The organism is Bradyrhizobium sp. 41S5, assembly GCF_011516665.3.
Taxonomy (GTDB): domain Bacteria; phylum Pseudomonadota; class Alphaproteobacteria; order Rhizobiales; family Xanthobacteraceae; genus Bradyrhizobium; species Bradyrhizobium quebecense.
Genome location: NZ_CP083721.1, coordinates 6,419,680 through 6,436,090, shown reverse-complemented (window position 1 = coordinate 6,436,090; position 16,411 = coordinate 6,419,680). Strand labels below are relative to the sequence as shown.

17 protein-coding genes are annotated in these 16,411 nt (G+C 64.7%); 7 read left to right on the top strand and 10 right to left on the bottom strand.

Annotated elements, in window-relative coordinates:
* Positions 1-79 precede the first annotated feature (79 nt).
* The 8 genes from HAP47_RS30910 to HAP47_RS30875 are packed head-to-tail and all read right to left on the bottom strand — an operon-like array spanning position 80 to position 8,889.
* Complete coding sequence (locus HAP47_RS30910) at positions 80-883, bottom strand: NAD(P)H-dependent oxidoreductase (protein WP_173641327.1); 804 nt, start codon at positions 881-883, stop codon at positions 80-82.
* Positions 884-887: 4 nt separating this feature from the next.
* Entirely contained in the window at positions 888-2,048 is a 1,161-nt protein-coding gene (locus tag HAP47_RS30905; protein WP_173641328.1) for an ABC transporter substrate-binding protein, read from the bottom strand.
* 29 nt (positions 2,049-2,077) lie between these two features.
* Positions 2,078-3,124 carry a branched-chain amino acid ABC transporter permease gene (locus HAP47_RS30900; RefSeq protein WP_173641329.1) on the bottom strand — a complete coding sequence of 349 codons (1,047 nt, stop codon included), beginning with the start codon at positions 3,122-3,124 and terminating at the stop codon, positions 2,078-2,080.
* Complete coding sequence (locus HAP47_RS30895; protein ID WP_173641330.1) at positions 3,124-3,996, bottom strand: branched-chain amino acid ABC transporter permease; 873 nt, start codon at positions 3,994-3,996, stop codon at positions 3,124-3,126. Before HAP47_RS30895 ends, HAP47_RS30900 begins: the two co-directional genes overlap by 1 nt.
* Positions 3,997-5,931, bottom strand: a complete 1,935-nt coding sequence (locus HAP47_RS30890; RefSeq protein WP_173641331.1) for an AMP-dependent synthetase/ligase — start codon at positions 5,929-5,931, stop codon at positions 3,997-3,999.
* Positions 5,931-6,722 (bottom strand): ABC transporter ATP-binding protein, encoded by a 792-nt coding sequence (locus tag HAP47_RS30885; protein ID WP_173641332.1) that lies wholly within the window; start codon positions 6,720-6,722, stop codon positions 5,931-5,933. Before HAP47_RS30885 ends, HAP47_RS30890 begins: the two co-directional genes overlap by 1 nt.
* The gene (locus HAP47_RS30880) at positions 6,719-7,573 is read right to left on the bottom strand and encodes an ABC transporter ATP-binding protein (RefSeq protein WP_173641333.1); all 855 of its coding nucleotides are present in this window, start codon (positions 7,571-7,573) and stop codon (positions 6,719-6,721) included. Before HAP47_RS30880 ends, HAP47_RS30885 begins: the two co-directional genes overlap by 4 nt.
* Positions 7,574-7,578: 5 nt before the next feature.
* The gene (locus HAP47_RS30875) at positions 7,579-8,889 is read right to left on the bottom strand and encodes a phytoene desaturase family protein (protein ID WP_231168484.1); all 1,311 of its coding nucleotides are present in this window, start codon (positions 8,887-8,889) and stop codon (positions 7,579-7,581) included.
* Between the two features lie 251 nt (positions 8,890-9,140).
* Here HAP47_RS30875 and HAP47_RS30870 point away from each other — a divergent pair, with 251 nt between their 5' ends.
* The 6 genes from HAP47_RS30870 to HAP47_RS30850 all read left to right on the top strand — a co-directional run bounded on the left by HAP47_RS30870 (position 9,141) and on the right by HAP47_RS30850 (position 12,036).
* Positions 9,141-9,776, top strand: a complete 636-nt coding sequence (locus HAP47_RS30870; RefSeq protein WP_173641334.1) for a TetR/AcrR family transcriptional regulator — start codon at positions 9,141-9,143, stop codon at positions 9,774-9,776.
* Between the two features lie 60 nt (positions 9,777-9,836).
* Complete coding sequence (locus HAP47_RS30865; RefSeq protein ID WP_210285335.1) at positions 9,837-10,040, top strand: hypothetical protein; 204 nt, start codon at positions 9,837-9,839, stop codon at positions 10,038-10,040.
* Between the two features lie 223 nt (positions 10,041-10,263).
* Complete coding sequence (locus HAP47_RS30860) at positions 10,264-10,752, top strand: DUF417 family protein (protein ID WP_173641335.1); 489 nt, start codon at positions 10,264-10,266, stop codon at positions 10,750-10,752.
* Between the two features lie 348 nt (positions 10,753-11,100).
* The gene (locus tag HAP47_RS41950) at positions 11,101-11,430 is read left to right on the top strand and encodes a hypothetical protein (RefSeq protein WP_441299936.1); all 330 of its coding nucleotides are present in this window, start codon (positions 11,101-11,103) and stop codon (positions 11,428-11,430) included.
* Positions 11,378-11,554, top strand: coding sequence for a hypothetical protein (locus tag HAP47_RS41945; RefSeq protein WP_441299935.1), 177 nt, complete (start codon positions 11,378-11,380; stop codon positions 11,552-11,554). Before HAP47_RS41950 ends, HAP47_RS41945 begins: the two co-directional genes overlap by 53 nt.
* Before the next feature lie 149 nt (positions 11,555-11,703).
* Positions 11,704-12,036, top strand: coding sequence for a hypothetical protein (locus HAP47_RS30850; RefSeq protein ID WP_173641336.1), 333 nt, complete (start codon positions 11,704-11,706; stop codon positions 12,034-12,036).
* A gap of 7 nt (positions 12,037-12,043) precedes the next feature.
* Here the strand turns inward: HAP47_RS30850 and glgA are convergent, their stop codons facing one another.
* Both glgA and glgC read right to left on the bottom strand, forming a co-directional pair.
* A complete protein-coding gene (glgA, locus tag HAP47_RS30845; RefSeq protein ID WP_173641337.1) occupies positions 12,044-13,498 on the bottom strand; it encodes a glycogen synthase GlgA in 1,455 nt (484 codons plus the stop codon).
* Positions 13,495-14,757, bottom strand: a complete 1,263-nt coding sequence (glgC, locus tag HAP47_RS30840) for a glucose-1-phosphate adenylyltransferase (RefSeq protein ID WP_173641338.1) — start codon at positions 14,755-14,757, stop codon at positions 13,495-13,497. Before glgC ends, glgA begins: the two co-directional genes overlap by 4 nt.
* A gap of 247 nt (positions 14,758-15,004) precedes the next feature.
* Between glgC and HAP47_RS30835 the strand changes: the two genes are divergently transcribed.
* On the top strand, positions 15,005-16,237 hold the full coding sequence (locus HAP47_RS30835; protein WP_173641339.1) for a rhodanese-like domain-containing protein: 1,233 nt from the start codon (positions 15,005-15,007) through the stop codon (positions 16,235-16,237).
* Positions 16,238-16,411 lie beyond the last annotated feature (174 nt).

Genomic DNA, 16,411 nt, shown 5'->3' with positions numbered 1-16,411 from the left:
TCGAGAGATGCGTTCCGGGTGAGGGGGTACCGGTCTATTCACGCACACGACTCGCGGAGAGAGCCCCTCACGCCGACCCTCACCCCGTAAGAACGGGGCGAGGGAGCATACTGGCGTCTTCGTCTGGTTCAGTTCGCACGGACGCCGCCGGCTTGCCCTGGCCGACCGTCTGCGCCGCGACGCCCGGCTTCAGCCGCCAATCCTCGCCGAAATCCTCCAGCGGATGGAAGAACAGCGGCTCGGTGGTCTCGAGCTGCCGCAGCCGTTCGGCGTAGTCGTCGAGATAGCGATGCCGCGTGGCCTCGTCGACAAAGTTCACCGAATAAGACACGAAGGGTGGCAGCACCTTGCAGCCGGCATAGGCCAGCGTGCCGTTCTGGATCGGCCACAGCACCACATCGAGTGCGCCGACCAGCCCGTCGGGCGCGCACATTCCGGGATAGGCGGCGGTCGAGGTCACGACCATGGCGCGGCGGCCGGCGAGGCCACCGGTGTCGTAGCGGCGGCCCGCGCCATAGACCGCGCCGTTGACGAAGACGCGGTCGATCCAGCCCTTCATGATGGCGGGGACGGAGAACCACCACAGCGGAAACTGCAGGATCAGGACGTCGCACCACAGCAGCTTCTCGATCTCGGCGGCGATGTCGCCGCTGAGCGCCCCATGCTGCAGATTATACTTCTGCTCGCGGTCATATTGCAGCCGGTCGGGAAACCGCCGCTCGCCAAAGTCTTCGGCGGTCGCCACCGGATTGAAGCGCATGGCGTAGAGGTCGGAGATCCTGACCGTATGCCCGAGCGCGGTCAGCTCGGCCACCGACCGCGCCAGCAGCGCGGCGTTGAACGACTGCGCCTCCTGATGGGCAAAGACGATCAGGACCTTCATCGATCTAGTCCACCGGCTTGAAGCTGAGCGTGGCCGTGTCGGCCTGCATGATCTGCAGCTTCTGGTTCGAGAAGCGGACGCCGGGGCCGAAGCTGATCGGCGCCATCACGCCGGTCTCGACATTCTTGGTCTTCTCCAGCTCCGAGATGGTGCAGGCCCAGGTCGGCTGCTTGCCGCAGCGCTCGATCGCCGCGATCAGGACCTTCGCGGCGGCGTACCCGGTCATGGTGTAGCGGTTGATGCCCTTGAATTCGGCCTCCGACACCAGCGGCTTGGCCTTCTCGAGGAACGCCTTGCCCGCAGCGCCGGCGAACGGCTCGACATAGTCGACCGCATAGATGCCGTCGCCGGCCGGGCCCATCAGCTTCAGCACCGGCTCGATACGGCCGGGCCAGAAGATGCCGGTCACCGGCTTGATGCCGAGCTTCTCGATCTCCTTCATCATCGCGATGTTCTCGGCGATAATGCCGCCGGCCAGGAACACCTCTGCGCCGGAATCCTTCAGCTGCAGCATGTCGGACGAGAAGTCCTGCTGGCCTTTCTTGTAATTGCCGCTGTAGACAACGTTCAGCTTCTTGGCCTTGACCACGGAGTCGAAGCCGTCGCGGACCGTGATGCCGTAATCGTCATCCTGGGTGATCAGGCCCCATTTCTTGCCCGGGTTCTTGTCGGCCAGGAAGTTGACGAGGTGGACGATGCCCTCCTCGTAGGATTGCCCGATCACGAACACGTTCTTGCGCGGCGGTTCCCAGAGGTGCTTGACCGGCGCAACGTCGATCACGGTCGGGATGCCCGACTTCTCCAGCACCGGCATGACGGCGATCGACTGGCCCGAGCCGGAGATGCCGATCATCGCAAAGACCTTGTCGACGTCGATCACCTTCTTGACGCCCTGGATGGTGCGCGCGGTGACGTAGCCGTCATCCTCCAGCACGTATTTGATCTTACGGCCGTTGATGCCGCCGGCAGCATTGGCCTCGGCGATCGCGATCTTGTGGCCGATCGAGGCCGCGACGCCGAGCAGCGCCGGCGGGCCGGTCAGGGGTTCGACGTCGCCGATCAGGATCTCGGTGTCGGTGATGCCGGGGTCGGCGGCGGCAGCGGGACCGATGGCAAGGCAGGCCGTGGAAAGCAGCAGCGAAGCCGCCGCCAGATGTCTGATCATTGTCTCCTCCTCATGATGTGCTTTTTTTGTTAGTAGCGCAGCGGCCAGTGTACCCAGGCCCGCTTGATGTCGTGCCAGGCGCCGACCAGCCCGCGCGGCTGGAAGCGCAGAAACAGGATGATGACAAGGCCGTAGAGCATGCTCTTCAGCTCCTGCGCGCCGGTCGTGAAAGTCGCGTCCATCTGCGCGCTGAACAGGCTGAAGACGAGCCTTGTCGCCTCCGGCAGCAGCACGATCAGGATGGTGCCGAGCACCGCGCCGAGCGCCGAACCGAGCCCGCCGACGATCAGGATCGCCAGCGCCTCGATCGAGAGCAGGAATGGAAAGCCCTCGACGCTGACGAAGGAGAGATAGATGCCGTAGAGCGCGCCGGCGATCCCGGTGATGAAGGCCGAGGTAATGAAGGCGAACAGCTTGTAGGCATGCAGGTTGATGCCCATGACGCGGGCCGCGGTGTCGTTGTCCCTGATTGCGACGAAGGCACGGCCGACCCGGCTGCGGCGGATGTTGAGGGTGGCGAGCAGCGTCAAGGCCGCGAAGGCGAGGCAGAGATAGGTGAAGGCCGCGTCGCTGTCGAAGCTGATGCCGAGGATCTCCGGCCGTTGCACCTGGATGCCGCGTGCACCGTTGGTGAGCCAGCGCATCTCCAGGATCACGGTGTTGATGATGAAGGAGAAGGCGAGTGTGGTGATGGCGAGATAGAGCCCCTTCAGCCGCAGCGACGGCGTGCCGACGATCAGGCTCGCCAGCGCCGGCACCACGCCGGCCCCGAGGAAGCCGACCAGCGGCGGCATGTGGTACTTCGAGACCAGCACCGCATAGGCATACGCGCCGGTGACCAGGAAGCCGACATGGCCGAGCGAGATCAGGCCGGTGTAACCGGTCAGGATGTTGAGCCCGAGCGCACCGGTCATTGTGATCAGGATGATCATCAGGAACGACAGCGCGTAGGAATTCAGAAGGTAGGGTGCGGCGATGAGCGCCAGCAGCAGCACGGCCGACCATAGCCACACCGGCGGGGAATCGATCAGCGCAACCAGCTCGCCGTAGCTCTGCTTGTAATCACCCGTGCGCATCAGACCCTCTCGATGTCGCGTTCGCCGAAGATGCCGAACGGGCGGATCATCAGCACGACGATGATCATGGCAAAGCCCGCGACCTCCTTCATGCCGGAGCCGACATAACCGCCCGCCAGGTTTTCGGTGATGCCGATCAGGAGGCCGCCGAGGCCGGAGCCGAGCACCGCGTCGAGCCCGCCCAGGATCGTGGCCGGAAACGCCTTCAGGCCAAGCTGGAACATTGCCGGCGACAGATCGTAGGACAGCGCGAAGAACACCCCGCCGATGCCGGCGATCACGGATGAGGCGGCCCAGGCCAGCGCGTGAACCCTGGTGGCGCTGATGCCCATCAACAGCGCGGTGCGGTCGTCGGCCGCGACCGCGCGCATCGCGACGCCGACCTTGCTGTAGCGGAAGAACGCCCAGATCGCGGCCAGCAGCGCCAGCAGCGTCACGATGACGGCGATTTGCCCGGTGCGCACGCCGATGCCGCCGAGATGGACGATGCCGCGGCCCATGCCGATATCGAGGCCGTGCGGATAGGCGTCCCAGATGAAGTTGATCGCCGAACGCAGGATCACCGCGAGCCCGATCGTGACCATTACGGTCGCGAACACCGGCTCGCCCAGCATCGGCCGCATCACCAGGCGCTCGATGATGAGGCCGAGCAGGATCGCGGCGAGGATCGCGCCCGTTGCGACGACGAACACATTGCCGCTGACCGTGGTCGAAATGGTCCAGGCGATATAGGCCGTGATCATGGTCATCTCGCCTTGCGCGAAATTGACCAGCCCGGTGGATTTGTAGATCACCGCAAAGCCCATCGCGATCAGGCCGTAGATCGCGCCGATCGCGAGCCCCGAGATCAGCAGCTGGATGAGATACTGCATTCAGCCCTCCGCCTGGTAGATGATGGCGAGCTCGCGCGCGAATTTCTTCTCGATCATGGCGCGGCGCACCTTCTGTGTGGCGGTGAGTTCGCCGTCGTCGTGGTCCAGCTCCTTCTCGAGGATGGCGAAGCGCCTGATGTTCTCGACCCGGGCGAAGCGCTTGTTGGTCTCATTGACGATGCGCTCGACCAGCTCCTGCACTTCGGGCAGCTGCGACAGCGACTTGTAATTGGTGTAGGCCAGCGCCCGATCGCGCGCCCAGCGGCCGACATTGTCGTAATCGACCTGGACGATGGCGCCGAGGTACTTTTTGGCTTCACCGACCACGATCGCTTCCTTGATGAATTCGGAATCCTTCAACGCATTCTCGATCTCCGAGGGTGCGATGTTCTTGCCGCCGGCGGTGATGATGATCGCCTTCTTGCGGTCGACCACGGCGATCTCGCCGTTGTCGAGGACGTCGACAATGTCGCCGGTGCGCAGCCAGCCGCCTTGTTCCAGCGAAGCGGTGGAGGCCTTCTCGTCGAGGAAGTAGCCCTTGAAGACGCCGGGGTTGCGCAGCAGGATCTCGCCGTCGCCATCGAGTTTCCATTCGGTCTGCGGCAACGGCACGCCGCAGCCGCCGATCCGGTGGTGGCTCTCGGTCTGGATGAAGGCGACGCCGCCGCTTTCGGTCAGCCCATAGCCCTGCGACACCGGACGGCCGATGATGTCGAAGAAGCGCAGCGTCTCCGGCGAGATCGATGCGCCGGCGCACAGCCGGTGCCGGCTGTAGGCGAAGCCGAGATGGCGCTGCAGATTGCGGAACATCAGGAGGTAAAGCAGCCCGTAGGCGGCGTGATCGAGCCAATTGGCATTGCCGGCCTGACGGCGGTCGGACAGCGTGCGGCCCCAGCCGAGGCAGGCCTTGGTAAAGCTCTGCCGCAGTCGGCCGCTCTCGCCGAGGCGGAACAGAAAGCCCTGCTGCAGCTTTTCGTAGATGCGGGGCACGCCGACGAAGAACGTCGGCGCGATCTCGCGGATGTTGATCGCGACCGTGTCGATCGATTCGGCGAACGAGACGGTGCCGCCGAGCACCAGATGGGTCACCGTGCCGTAGCAACGCTCGGCGACGTGGCACAGCGGCAAATAGCTCACCGCTTCGAACGGCCTGTCGGCAATGCCGACGGTCTTGGCGTAGGCATAGGCGGCATAGACGAGATTGCGATGGGTCAGCATCGCGCCCTTGGGCGGGCCGGTCGTGCCCGAAGTGTAGACGAGGATGCAGACATCGTCGGGCGCGCCCTGGCTGATCAGGCGATCGAGGCTGGCGTTGGCGTCCGGGTTCGCGTCGGCGTAGGCTTTGCCGCGTTCGCACAGTGCGGCGAACGACATCAGCTCGGACTGGCGATAATGCCGCAGGCCCTTCATGTCGACGCAGACGATGGCCTCCAGATCCGGCAGGCCGCCATTGTTGGCCATTGCGTCGAGCACCTTGTCGGTCTGCTCCTGATCGCCGGTGATGACGACCCGGGCGCCGGAATGCTTGACGATATATTGCAGCTCGACCCAGGGATTGGTCGGATAGATGCCGACCGCGACCGCGCCGATCATCTGGGCGCCAAGATCGGCGTAAAACCATTCCGGCGTGTTCTCGCCGGCGATGGCGACACGGTCGCCCGACTTGATGCCGAGCGACAGCAGGCCGAGCGCGACCGCACGCGCGGTGTCGTAATAGTGCCGCCAGGAATAGGGATTCCAGATGCCGTAATCCTTCTCGCGCAGCGCCAGCGCATCGCCGTGCATCGCGGCGCGCTGCCGCAGCAATTGCGGGATGGTGATGGCGGCATCCGCAAGCGCCGCCTGCAGTGCGTCGGCGCCTGCCGCAGGCGCGCTGCGCGCGGCGCCGGCTTGCAGCGGCGGATGAGCGGTGCGCAGGCTGTCCATCGTCGACATCACGCGCCTGCCTTCATCGCTTCGGCGCGCTGGCCGCCGAGATAGGCCTCCGCGACGGCCGGATCGCGCCTGACCTCGTCGGGCGTGCCTTCGGCGATCTTGCGGCCGAAATTCAGCACATGGATGCGATCGGAGATGTCCATCACGATGCGCATTTCGTGCTCGATCATCACGACGGTGATGCCGAGCTCATCGCGGATGTCGAGCACGAAGCGTGCGATGTCCTCGGTCTCCTCCTGGTTCATGCCGGATACCATCTCGTCGAGCAGCAGCAATTTCGGCTCGCAGGCGAGCGCCCGGGCGAGCTCGACGCGCTTCTGCTGGCCGTAGGACAGCGTGCCGACGACGGCGTCCCTGATATGCTCGATTTCGAGGAATTCGATGATGTGCTCGACGCGCTGCCGCGCCGCGATCTCTTCCTTGCGGGTGCGGCCGAAGAACACCACGGCGTCGAGCACGGTCGAGCGCAGATGGGTGTGGCGGCCGGTCAGGATGTTCTCGACCACGGTGCCGTGCTTGAACAGCGCCAGATTCTGGAAGGTGCGGCCGATCCCGACGGCGGCGAACTTCCACGGCGAAATGGTCGAAAGGTCGATGCCGTCGAAGGAGATGCGGCCGCCGCTCGGCCGCAGCACGCCGGAGATCATGTTGAACAGCGTGGTCTTGCCGGCGCCATTCGGGCCGATCACGCTGCAGATCTCGCCAGGGCTTACTCGAAGGCTGACATCGGCGACCGCCTGCAGGCCGCCGAAGCGCTTGGACAGGTTCTCGATTGTGAGCAGCGCGGTCACGACAGCCACCGCTTGCGGCGCTTGTAATGCTTGACGTCGCGCAGGCTCTTGCGGCCTGTGGAAGAGACGCCGAGGTAGAATTCCTGGACGTCCTCGTTGGCGGTGAGTCTCTTTGCCGTGCCGTCGAGCACGACGCGGCCGGTCTCCAGGATGTAGCCGTAGTCGGCGATGTCGAGCGCGCGCTGCGCGTTCTGCTCCACCAGCAGCACGGTCATCTTCAGCTCGTCGCGCAGCCGGACGATCACCTCATAGATGCGGTCGATGATCAGCGGCGCGAGGCCGAGCGACGGCTCGTCGAGCGCCAGCAGCACGGGATCGGTCATCAGCGCGCGGCCGATCGCGAGCATCTGCTGCTCGCCGCCGGACATGTAGCCGGCGATCTGGTCGCGCCGTTCGTAGAGCCGCGGAAACAGCGCAAACACCTTGTCCCGGCGCTCGCGCGCCTCGGCGCCGGTCCTGGTGTAGCCGCCCATCTGCAAATTCTCATCGATGGTCAGCGCCGCGAACACGCGGCGGCCCTCCGGCACCTGCACGATGCCGCGGCGCACCAGTTCATCCGGCGCGAGGTGATGCACCTCGTCATTGCGGAAGCGGATGCTGCCATTCTCGATCACGCCTTCCTCGGTATAGAGGATGCCGGACATCGCCTTCAGCAGCGTCGACTTGCCGGCACCGTTGGAGCCGAGCAGAGCGACGATGTTGCCTTCGGGCACCGCGATCGAGACATCGCGTATCGCCTCGATGGCGTTGTCGTAGACGATGCGGATGTTGCGGAATTCGAGCAGGGACTCGCGCGCCGGCCCAGTGAGCAGCGCTGCCGATGGCGTCGGGTGCGGGACGGTCGTCGGCATCGCGTTCAGACCCGGCCAACCGACCGGCGCGGCCGCGCGGCGAAGATCGCATCGGTGACGATCTTGGCGGTCTCGGCACAAGCCTGCGTGCCGCCATTGCCATATTGCTTCACCGCGTCGCCGACGCACCACAGGCCCTCGATGCCGGTCTCGCGCGGCAGGTCGTAACCGGCGCAGCTGCGTTGCGCCGGCCAGTCGTCGCGCATCACCCGGATCGAGAGGATTTTCGCCTGGTCGAAATTGGCGAACTGCTCGCGAAGATCCGCGAGCGCGAGCGCGACTTCGGCATCCGCGTCGAAATCGCCGAGCGCCGGCACCGGCACGGCGTAGGCGACGTAAAGATGCCAGCCCGGCGGAGCGAGTTCCGGACAGGTTGCGGAGAGGTTTGCCATGTTGCAGAGCCGGCGCGTCTTGCCGAAGGTGACGATGCCGGGATGGTTGATCAGCGGCTCGCGGCTCGCGAAATTGATGACAATGTTGGCGGCCGGGCGAAGGTCGTTCTTCACCTTGGCGATGTAATCCGCTGGAAAGGCCTCGCTGCCGGCAAGCGCGACGGTGGCCTTCGGTCCCGCGTTGCTGATGACGAGATCGGTGTCGATCCGCACCTTCTCGCCGTTCCGGAGCACGGTGACGCCTTCGACGCGGCCATCGGCGGTGTGGATCGTGGTCGCCGGCGTGCCGAGCCAGATGTCGCCATTGCGCCTGATCGCGCCGCCGAGGCTGTTCCAAACCCCGATCGTGCCCTGCGGGCAGAAGCCGAACTTCTTGAAGGCGCCCTTGCTGGTGAAATAGGTGAGGAAGGCGCGGGCCGGCAGCTCGGCAGCGTTGCAGGCAAAGATCGCCGCGCAGAGGTTGCGGAACAGCGCGTGCACCGTCGCGTTGCTGGTGTAGCCCTTCAGCCAGTCCTCGGTCGATTGCCGCCCGTCGGGCAGGTTGCCGGAGCGGGCGTCGGCGAATTTCTCCAGGATCCGCGAGGCCTGCTTGGTCAGCTGTCCAAGCAGCAGCGACCAGCCGCCGCGGCCGACATCGATCACCTTGCCGTCGATGAAGAACGAGCTCGCAGGCTCCGGCGCGCGGATATCGAGCGGCGCGCCGACGGTGTGGAAGGTCTCCTCGAACACGCCGCCGAACTCGATCGCGATTGCGCCGATATTGACCTTGAAGCCGTCGATCTCCTCGGTCGAGGCGCGTCCCCCGAGCCGGTCCTTGTCGTCGACGACGAGGGTATGCAGCCCGCCATGGGCGAGACGCGCCGCGGCGCACAGCCCGCCCGCGCCGGCTCCGATCACGACAGCATCGGCCTTATGAGCATCCACGCGCAGCCTCCCTCGATGCCGCCGGGTTGGCCCGGCATGCGCAATCCACTTGCTTGATGATGGTCACGATAATATAATCCGACCGGTCGTTTAAATTATTTTTTGACGCAGGTCAATGATCCCGCTGCGCCAGGGTTGATGAGTTCTGGTGGACGGTGCCCGCAAAGGGGAAGAGAGCGCGGCGGCAATAGTATAGAGAGACGGAAGCCGCCCGATTCCGGCGGCGTCAGCGGTGGACGAGAGAGACGGGTATGGCGCGAACGCGCTCAGAAAACTACGACGAGATCCAGCGGGGCATTCTCACCACCGCCTGCGGCCTGTTCGCGCGCCAGGGCTACATGCGTGCCTCGATCGCGGACCTCGCGGACGCCTGCAAGCTGTCGCGCGGCGCGCTGTATCATTATTTCGACTCCAAGGAAGCGATCCTGTTCGCGATCCTCGATGCGCATATCCGCGAGATGATCGCGGACGTGGAGGTCGCGATGGCCGGCAAGGCGGCAACGCTGGAGCAGTTCCGTGCCGCGATCCAGGCCATCGTCGCGCTCAATGCGCGCTCGAGCGACGAGCAGCGTGTGATCCTCAACGACCTCTCGTTCCTCGGCGAGACCGAGCAGGATGCGATCAAGGCGCTGGAGCGCCAGCTCGTCGACACGGTCTCGGATCTTCTGGTCAAGCTCGACAAGGAAGGCAAGATCGTGAGGCGGACCAAGAAGATCTACAGCATGATGCTGTTTGGCATCCTGAACTTCAGCCACACCTGGTACGACCCGAAGGGTGGTGTTGATCCTGGCGAGTTCGCCGACATGGTGGTGGACCTGTTCCTGTACGGTTTCACCATGCCGGTGCCGGCCAAGGACGCCGCACGGCCGCTGCGCCAGCGCGCGTGAGCCGGCGCGATCACCACTGAGAGCGAACAGGTCGTTCTGACCGAACGCGGCGGCTCCGGATTGTTTCGCCGGCCGCCGCGCAAGCCGCTGATCGCGGCCGTCGGCCGCGGGCTCGAGCTTTGCCTGTCCTGCGATCTGATCTTCGCCGCGCGGGACGCCAGGATGGGCCTGCCGGAAGTCAGGCTCAATGTCGTTGCCATCGGTGGCGGCCTGCTCCGCTGCCGAAGCGGATCCCCTATCACGTCGCCATGGAACTGGCGCTGACCGGGCGATTCAAGGGCGAAGCCTACGAGAAGGTCGGCAAGTTGTTCACCGCGGCTTGAGGCTTCTGCCACCGCCGGCTCTTCCGATCACCTCATCTGCACATCCTTGTGAAGGACGTGACGCCCTGTTGCGCGTAACGCGTGCGGGGCACGCTGCGTAATCCTGCCACGAACGCCGTAACCGCGGCTGATGGTGGCGTCGCAGCGAGGGAAGAAACATCCGCATGAATCTGTCGTTCAACATCGCCGAACAAGGCGAGGGGTCTTATCGTCTGCTCACGATTCTGCGCTGGGTCATGGTAGTGATCTTCGTGTCGTTCGGCATGCAGAAGTTCACGCTTCAATCGGCGCAAGGCATCGTGCAATTCATCAGCAACAGCCCGTTCGTCTCGTGGCTGTCGGTGTTCGGCCTTCGCGGCGAGGCCTATGTGCTCGGCGTCACCGAGTTCGGCATCGCCGTGCTGCTTGCCGCCGGCGCGTTCAGCCCGATCCTGTCCGCAATCGGCTCATTGATGGGCGTGATCACCTTCGCGGTGACCTGGTCGTTCTTCTTCACGACACCCGGGGTGGTGAAATGGAGCCCGTCGACCGATCCGATGGCCTGGAACCTGGCCGGCGAGTTCCTGTTCAAGGACATCGTGCTGCTCTGCGTCTGCCTCGTGCTGCTGCTGGCGTCGTTGCCGCGGTCGATCGTCCGGTCGCGAACCGGATAGGCGCGCGCCGTGCGTTCAATAGTTAAGCCATGCTTAATCACGGCATCGCGCGCGTCCTGCATCGGGAACGGGACAATCCGTCGCACGCAGCCGTGTCTTGCAAATCGAATCCCATGGGCCTATGCAACCCTTGATTGACGAATTGTTGCTAGTAAGAAACCGTCCCCCGATTGGGAGCGTAATGTGACGAAGTCAGACATATCGGCGGCGAGTCCGGCAAGCGTCGGTATTGCTTCGCCGTTCGCAGCACATCTTCCGTATTTTCAAACGTTCCGGATTTTTTAGTTCCATTGCAGTTCCCGCGCCGTGGCTGGAGTGGGAGGGCGGTCGCGATCGTGGTTTCCGGGAGTGACCGCCGGGACAGCGATCGGGCCGCCCGTTCCCCAGCCGGAACGGGGCACGGTGCAAGACGCGCGATTGATCGGTCCACCCGGCAATCAGCAGAGCTATTACGATTTTCCCGGCACCGGCCAGATGTTCTCGTCGGCGCGCGATCTCGGCATGCTGCTGCGCGCCTGTCTCGACGGCGCGGTGATCGATCCCAAATTGCGCGCGGCATTGCAGATGACCATGCGCGAGAGTTTTCGTGTCGATGCGACGTTTGGGCAAGCGATGGCGTGGGAGCATGTGCCGCTGGACGGCGTCACCGTCATCGACAAAGCCCGGCGGCCTCAATAATGCCTCGGCTTATATCGGCCTGGTGCTGGCGCGCCGGTTCGGCATTGTGCTGCTCGCCAATCGCGGCGACTATCCGCACGAGATCGCGCGCTACAGGATTCTGCCGGCACTCGCGCGACTCTGATCGAAACCAAGAGACCCTAGCGATACTGCGTGCCAATCCGATGACGGCCCGTGCCGCCGGGCAGGGGATGCATGCAAAAATCGTCATGGCGCGGAACCGCGATCGGCTATATAAACCGGTAGCTTCTTCTCCTGCTCGAAGAGGCTGATATGACTGATTTACAAAATTCTGATTTGCACGCTCCTGATTTGCATGCTTGGCTTTCGCAACAGCCGCACGGCCTGCGAACCTACCGAACCCTCCAGGAAAAACTCGAGACCTTGAGCAGGCATCAGCCCGAGCAGCGGGCGATGTGCCGGCTGCTGAGCGGTCTCGTCGGCAACTACATCGAGGCCTTCGACGAGGAGCCGCTGCCGGTCGCGGTCGCCGACCGCGCCTATGGCCGCCTGCTCGCTCTGGTCGCAAGCCTCGATCTCAAGGGCAATCCCGACCGCCGCCTCGCCGACATCAACCGCATCGCGTCCTGCGATCTGTTGAATTGATCGCGCTTCATGTTCGCGCGGCGGCGAGTTCGCGATAGAGCGCGGCGTAGCGGCCGGCGCGATTGTGCCAGGAGACATCGGTGGCCATGCCGGCCTGCTGCAGCCGGCGCCAGGTCACCTTGTCGTTGAACAGCAGGTTCGCTGTACGCAAGCCATGGGCGAGCGCTTCCGAGGTCACGGGTGCGAACTTGATGCCGGTCGCAGCACTGCCGGTGACCGCGGCTTCGTCAAAGCCCTGCACGGTGTCGGCAAGGCCGCCGACATTGGCAACGATCGGGACCGCGCCGTAGCGCAGCGCGCAGAGCTGGGTGAGGCCGCACGGCTCGAACCGCGACGGCACCGCGAGTGCATCGGAGCCTGCCTGGATCAGATGCGCCAGCGCCTCGTCATAGCCGATCACGACCGCGATCCGCCCGGGGTTGTCGCGCGCCAGCGCGGCGTAGCGATCCTGCAGATCGCGATCGCCGCTGCCGAGCAGCGCGAGCTGAATGCCTTCGCCGAGCAATGTCGGAATGTTCTCCAGCAGCAGGTCGAGCCCCTTCTGCCATGACAGCCGGCTGATGACGCCGAGCAGCATCGCATCCAGCGCCGGATCGAGACCGAACCGGCGCTGCAGCGCTGTCTTGTTGGCTGCGCGCTCCGCGATTTGCCCGGCGCTGAAGCGCGCGGCGATGTCGGGATCGGTGGCCGGATTCCACACATCGATGTCGATGCCGTTGAGGATGCCGCTCAGCACGTCGGAGCGTTCGCGCAACAGGCCGCCGAGCCCCATGCCGCCTTCGTCGCTCTGGATCTCCTGCGCATAAGTCGGCGACACCGTGGTGATGCGGTCGGCGAATTGCAGGCCGGCTTTCAAGAGACTGATGGTGCCGTAATATTCGACCCCGTGAAGGGAATAGGCCTCACCCGGAAGACCAAACGCAGCCAGCATGTCCGGCGAGAATTGCCCCTGATAGGCGAGGTTGTGCACGGTCATCACCGTGCCCGGCCGCGGTTGCTCACCGTAATGCAGGTAAGCCGGCGCGAGGCCGGCCTGCCAGTCATGCGCGTGCACGATGTCGGGGACGAAGCCCTCGATTGCCCCGCGGCCGATTTCGGCCGCCATCCGCGACAGCGCCGCAAAGCGGATGCCATTGTCGGGCCAGTCGCGTCCGTCGGGACCGACATAGGGATTGCCGGGGCGCGCATAGAGATGCGGCGCGTCGAGCGCGAGAAGGTCGAGGCCGCCATGCGAGCCGCCGAGCACGCGGATCGGTCCGCCGTAAAATTCTCCCCAGTGCAGCAGCGTCTCCGCCGAGGCCAGCGCCTCGAGCACATCGGGATAGCCGGGCACCAACGTTCGCGTCGTGACGCCGTGCTGCTTCAACGCCGCCGGCAGCGCGCCGACCACGTCGGCGAGGCCGCCGGTTTTGACGATCGGGTAGACTTCCGAAGCGACCGCGAGGACGCGGATGGGCGTCATGTCGGGAGCCTGTCGATCATCGGTTGCGTGATCAGCGTGATCCCGTTCTCGGTGGTGCGGAATCGCTTGCCGTCGAACTCGGGATCCTCGCCGACCACCAGCCCTTCCGGAATCCGCACGCCGCGATCGATCACGACGTTTCTGAGCCGCGCGCCGCGGCCGACATTCACATAGGGCATGATCACCGCGTTCTCGACATTGGCGTAGGAATTGACGTGGACGCCGGTGAACAGCAGCGACCGTCGCAGCGCCGCGCCCGAGATGATGCAGGCGCCCGAGACCAGCGAGGTGACGGCCTGGCCGCGCCGTCCGTCCTCGTCGTGGACGAATTTGGCGGGCGGGGTGATCTCGGCATAGGTCCAGATCGGCCATGCGCGGTCGTAGAGATCGAGCTCCGGCACGACGTCGGTGAGATCGATATTGGCGCCCCAATAGGCGTCGACGGTGCCGACATCGCGCCAGTAGGAGCGGGGATCGTCGCCGGAGCGGACGCAGGAATCGTTGAACTGATGCGCCACCGCGCGGCCGTGCTTGACGATATAGGGGATGATGTCCCTGCCGAAATCGTGGTTGGAATTCGGATCGGCGGCATCGCGGCGCAATTCGTCGAACAGGAATTGCGAGTCGAACACGTAGATGCCCATGCTGGCCAGCGACTTGTCGGGCTTGCCGGGCATCGGCGGCGGATCGGCCGGCTTCTCCAGGAACGACTGGATCAGGCCGTTGTCGTCTACATGCATGATGCCGAAGCCGCTGGATTCGGTGCGCGGCATTTCGAGGCAGCCGACCGTGACGTCGGCGCCGCTCTCGACGTGCTGCTTCAGCATCACCTCATAGTCCATCTTGTAGATATGGTCGCCGGCGAGCACCAGAATGTACTTGGTGCCGTGCGCTTCGAGGATGTCGATGTTCTGATACACCGCGTCCGCCGTGCCGAGATACCAGTTGGTCTCCGAGACGCGCTGGCTTGCGGGCAGGATGTCAAAACTCTCGTTTCGTTCCGGGCGGAAGAAGTTCCAGCCGCCTTGCAGATGTCGGATCAGGCTGTGCGCCTTGTACTGGGTCGCCACCGCGATGCGGCGGATACCCGAGTTCACGGCGTTGGAGAGCGCGAAATCGATAATGCGGGACTTGCCGCCGAAATAGACGGCGGGCTTGGCGCGCCTGTCGGTGAGCTCCTGAAGTCTGCTGCCGCGTCCGCCAGCCAGCACATAGGCGAGGGCGTGACGCGACAATGGTTCATTTCCGACTGATCTCATGGTCATCCTCCCAGAACTTCAGGCTGGCCCCGCTACCTTCTCTTGTTCGGAAGGCCTGATCGGCCGCCAACGGGGCCGATTGGGAACGTAGCAAGCGCGCCTCGGTTGGGCAAAGCGGGATGGCGGATTTTCGTTCCCCGAATCCCGGCCTCTGAAGATCGGGGTTGCGGGCTGGTTAAGGCTATTGACGGCGCGCGATTTCGGCCTAGAGCAGGCCTGCGCATTTCCCGCCCAAGGCCAGCATCTCATGACAGTTTCTTCCGTCACACCCCAGAACATCCGTTCGATGCTACTGCTGCGCCAGGAGATCGCGCTGCTCGACGTCAGGCATGAGGCGGAGTTCGCCACCGGCCATCCGCTGTTTGCCGCCAACATGGCCGCCGGCCGGATCGCGCTGGAAGCCGAGCTGCGACTGCCGCGCAAGGAAGTGCCGATCGTTCTCTATGACAATGGCGAAGGATTGGTCGCTGTCGCGGCTGGCCAGTTGCAGGCGCTGAGCTACAGCAACGTTGCGGCGCTCGCTGGCGGGTTGCAGGGCTGGAAGGCGACCGGCTACGAGGTGTTCGAGGACGTCAATTCCTATGCCAAGGCCTTCGGCGAGCTGGTCGAGTCGCGCAGGCACACGCCCTCGCTGAGCGCCGACGAGGTCGCCGCGTTGATAGCGGACAAGGCCAAGATCGCGATCCTCGATGTCCGCCGCTTCGACGAATATGCCACGATGAACATCCCGGACTCGATCAGCGTGCCCGGCGCCGAGCTGGTGCTGCGCGCAGGGAGCGCGGCGCCCGATCCCGACACCACCATCATCGTCAACTGCGCCGGCCGCACCCGCTCGATCATCGGGACGCAGTCCCTGATCAATGCCGGACTGCCGAACAAGGTGCGGGCGCTGCGCAACGGCACGATCGGCTGGACGCTGGCGAAACACGAGCTCGAACACGGCGCCGGCAAGCGCGGCGACATCGGGCCGTTCGCGGGCGCCGCCGACAATGCTCGCGACGTCGCCTATCGCGCCGGCGTCCGCCACATCGGCGCGGCTGAACTCGCCGCGCTGGAAAACGACGCACACCGCACACTGTATCGCTTCGACGTCCGCGACGCCGAGGAATACGCCGCAGGCCATCTCGCCGGCTTCCATCATTATGCGGGCGGCCAGCTGGTGCAGGAAATCGATATGGCCGCGCCGGTGCGCGGCGCCCGCATCGTGCTGAGCGACAGCCAGAGCATCCGCGCCGACATGACGGCGTCCTGGCTCGCGCAGATGGGCTGGGAGGTCTATGTGCTCGACGGCGGCTATGACGGTCCGCTGGACGTCGGACCGCCGCGCGTCGTGCCAAGGCCCGATCCCGCGCACCGCTATCGTCGTCCCTACGAAGGCACCGGCGTCGCGGAGCAGGCGATGCAGGCCTATCTCGATTGGGAGTACGGCCTGGTGGACCAGCTGCGCCGCGACGGCACGCACGGGTTTTATGTGATCTAGCCCATATGAGGCACTCCGGCCGTCGCAGCTTCCCCGCTCCGCTGCTTCCTCCTCTTTGGAGCTCTCCTTGCACTATATACTATCATATATATCGATGCGACGAGGCAGGCGGGTGACAATCCGGTCGGGAACCCTGCACACAATAACCATCGACCGGAGACGATCGCTGCGCTC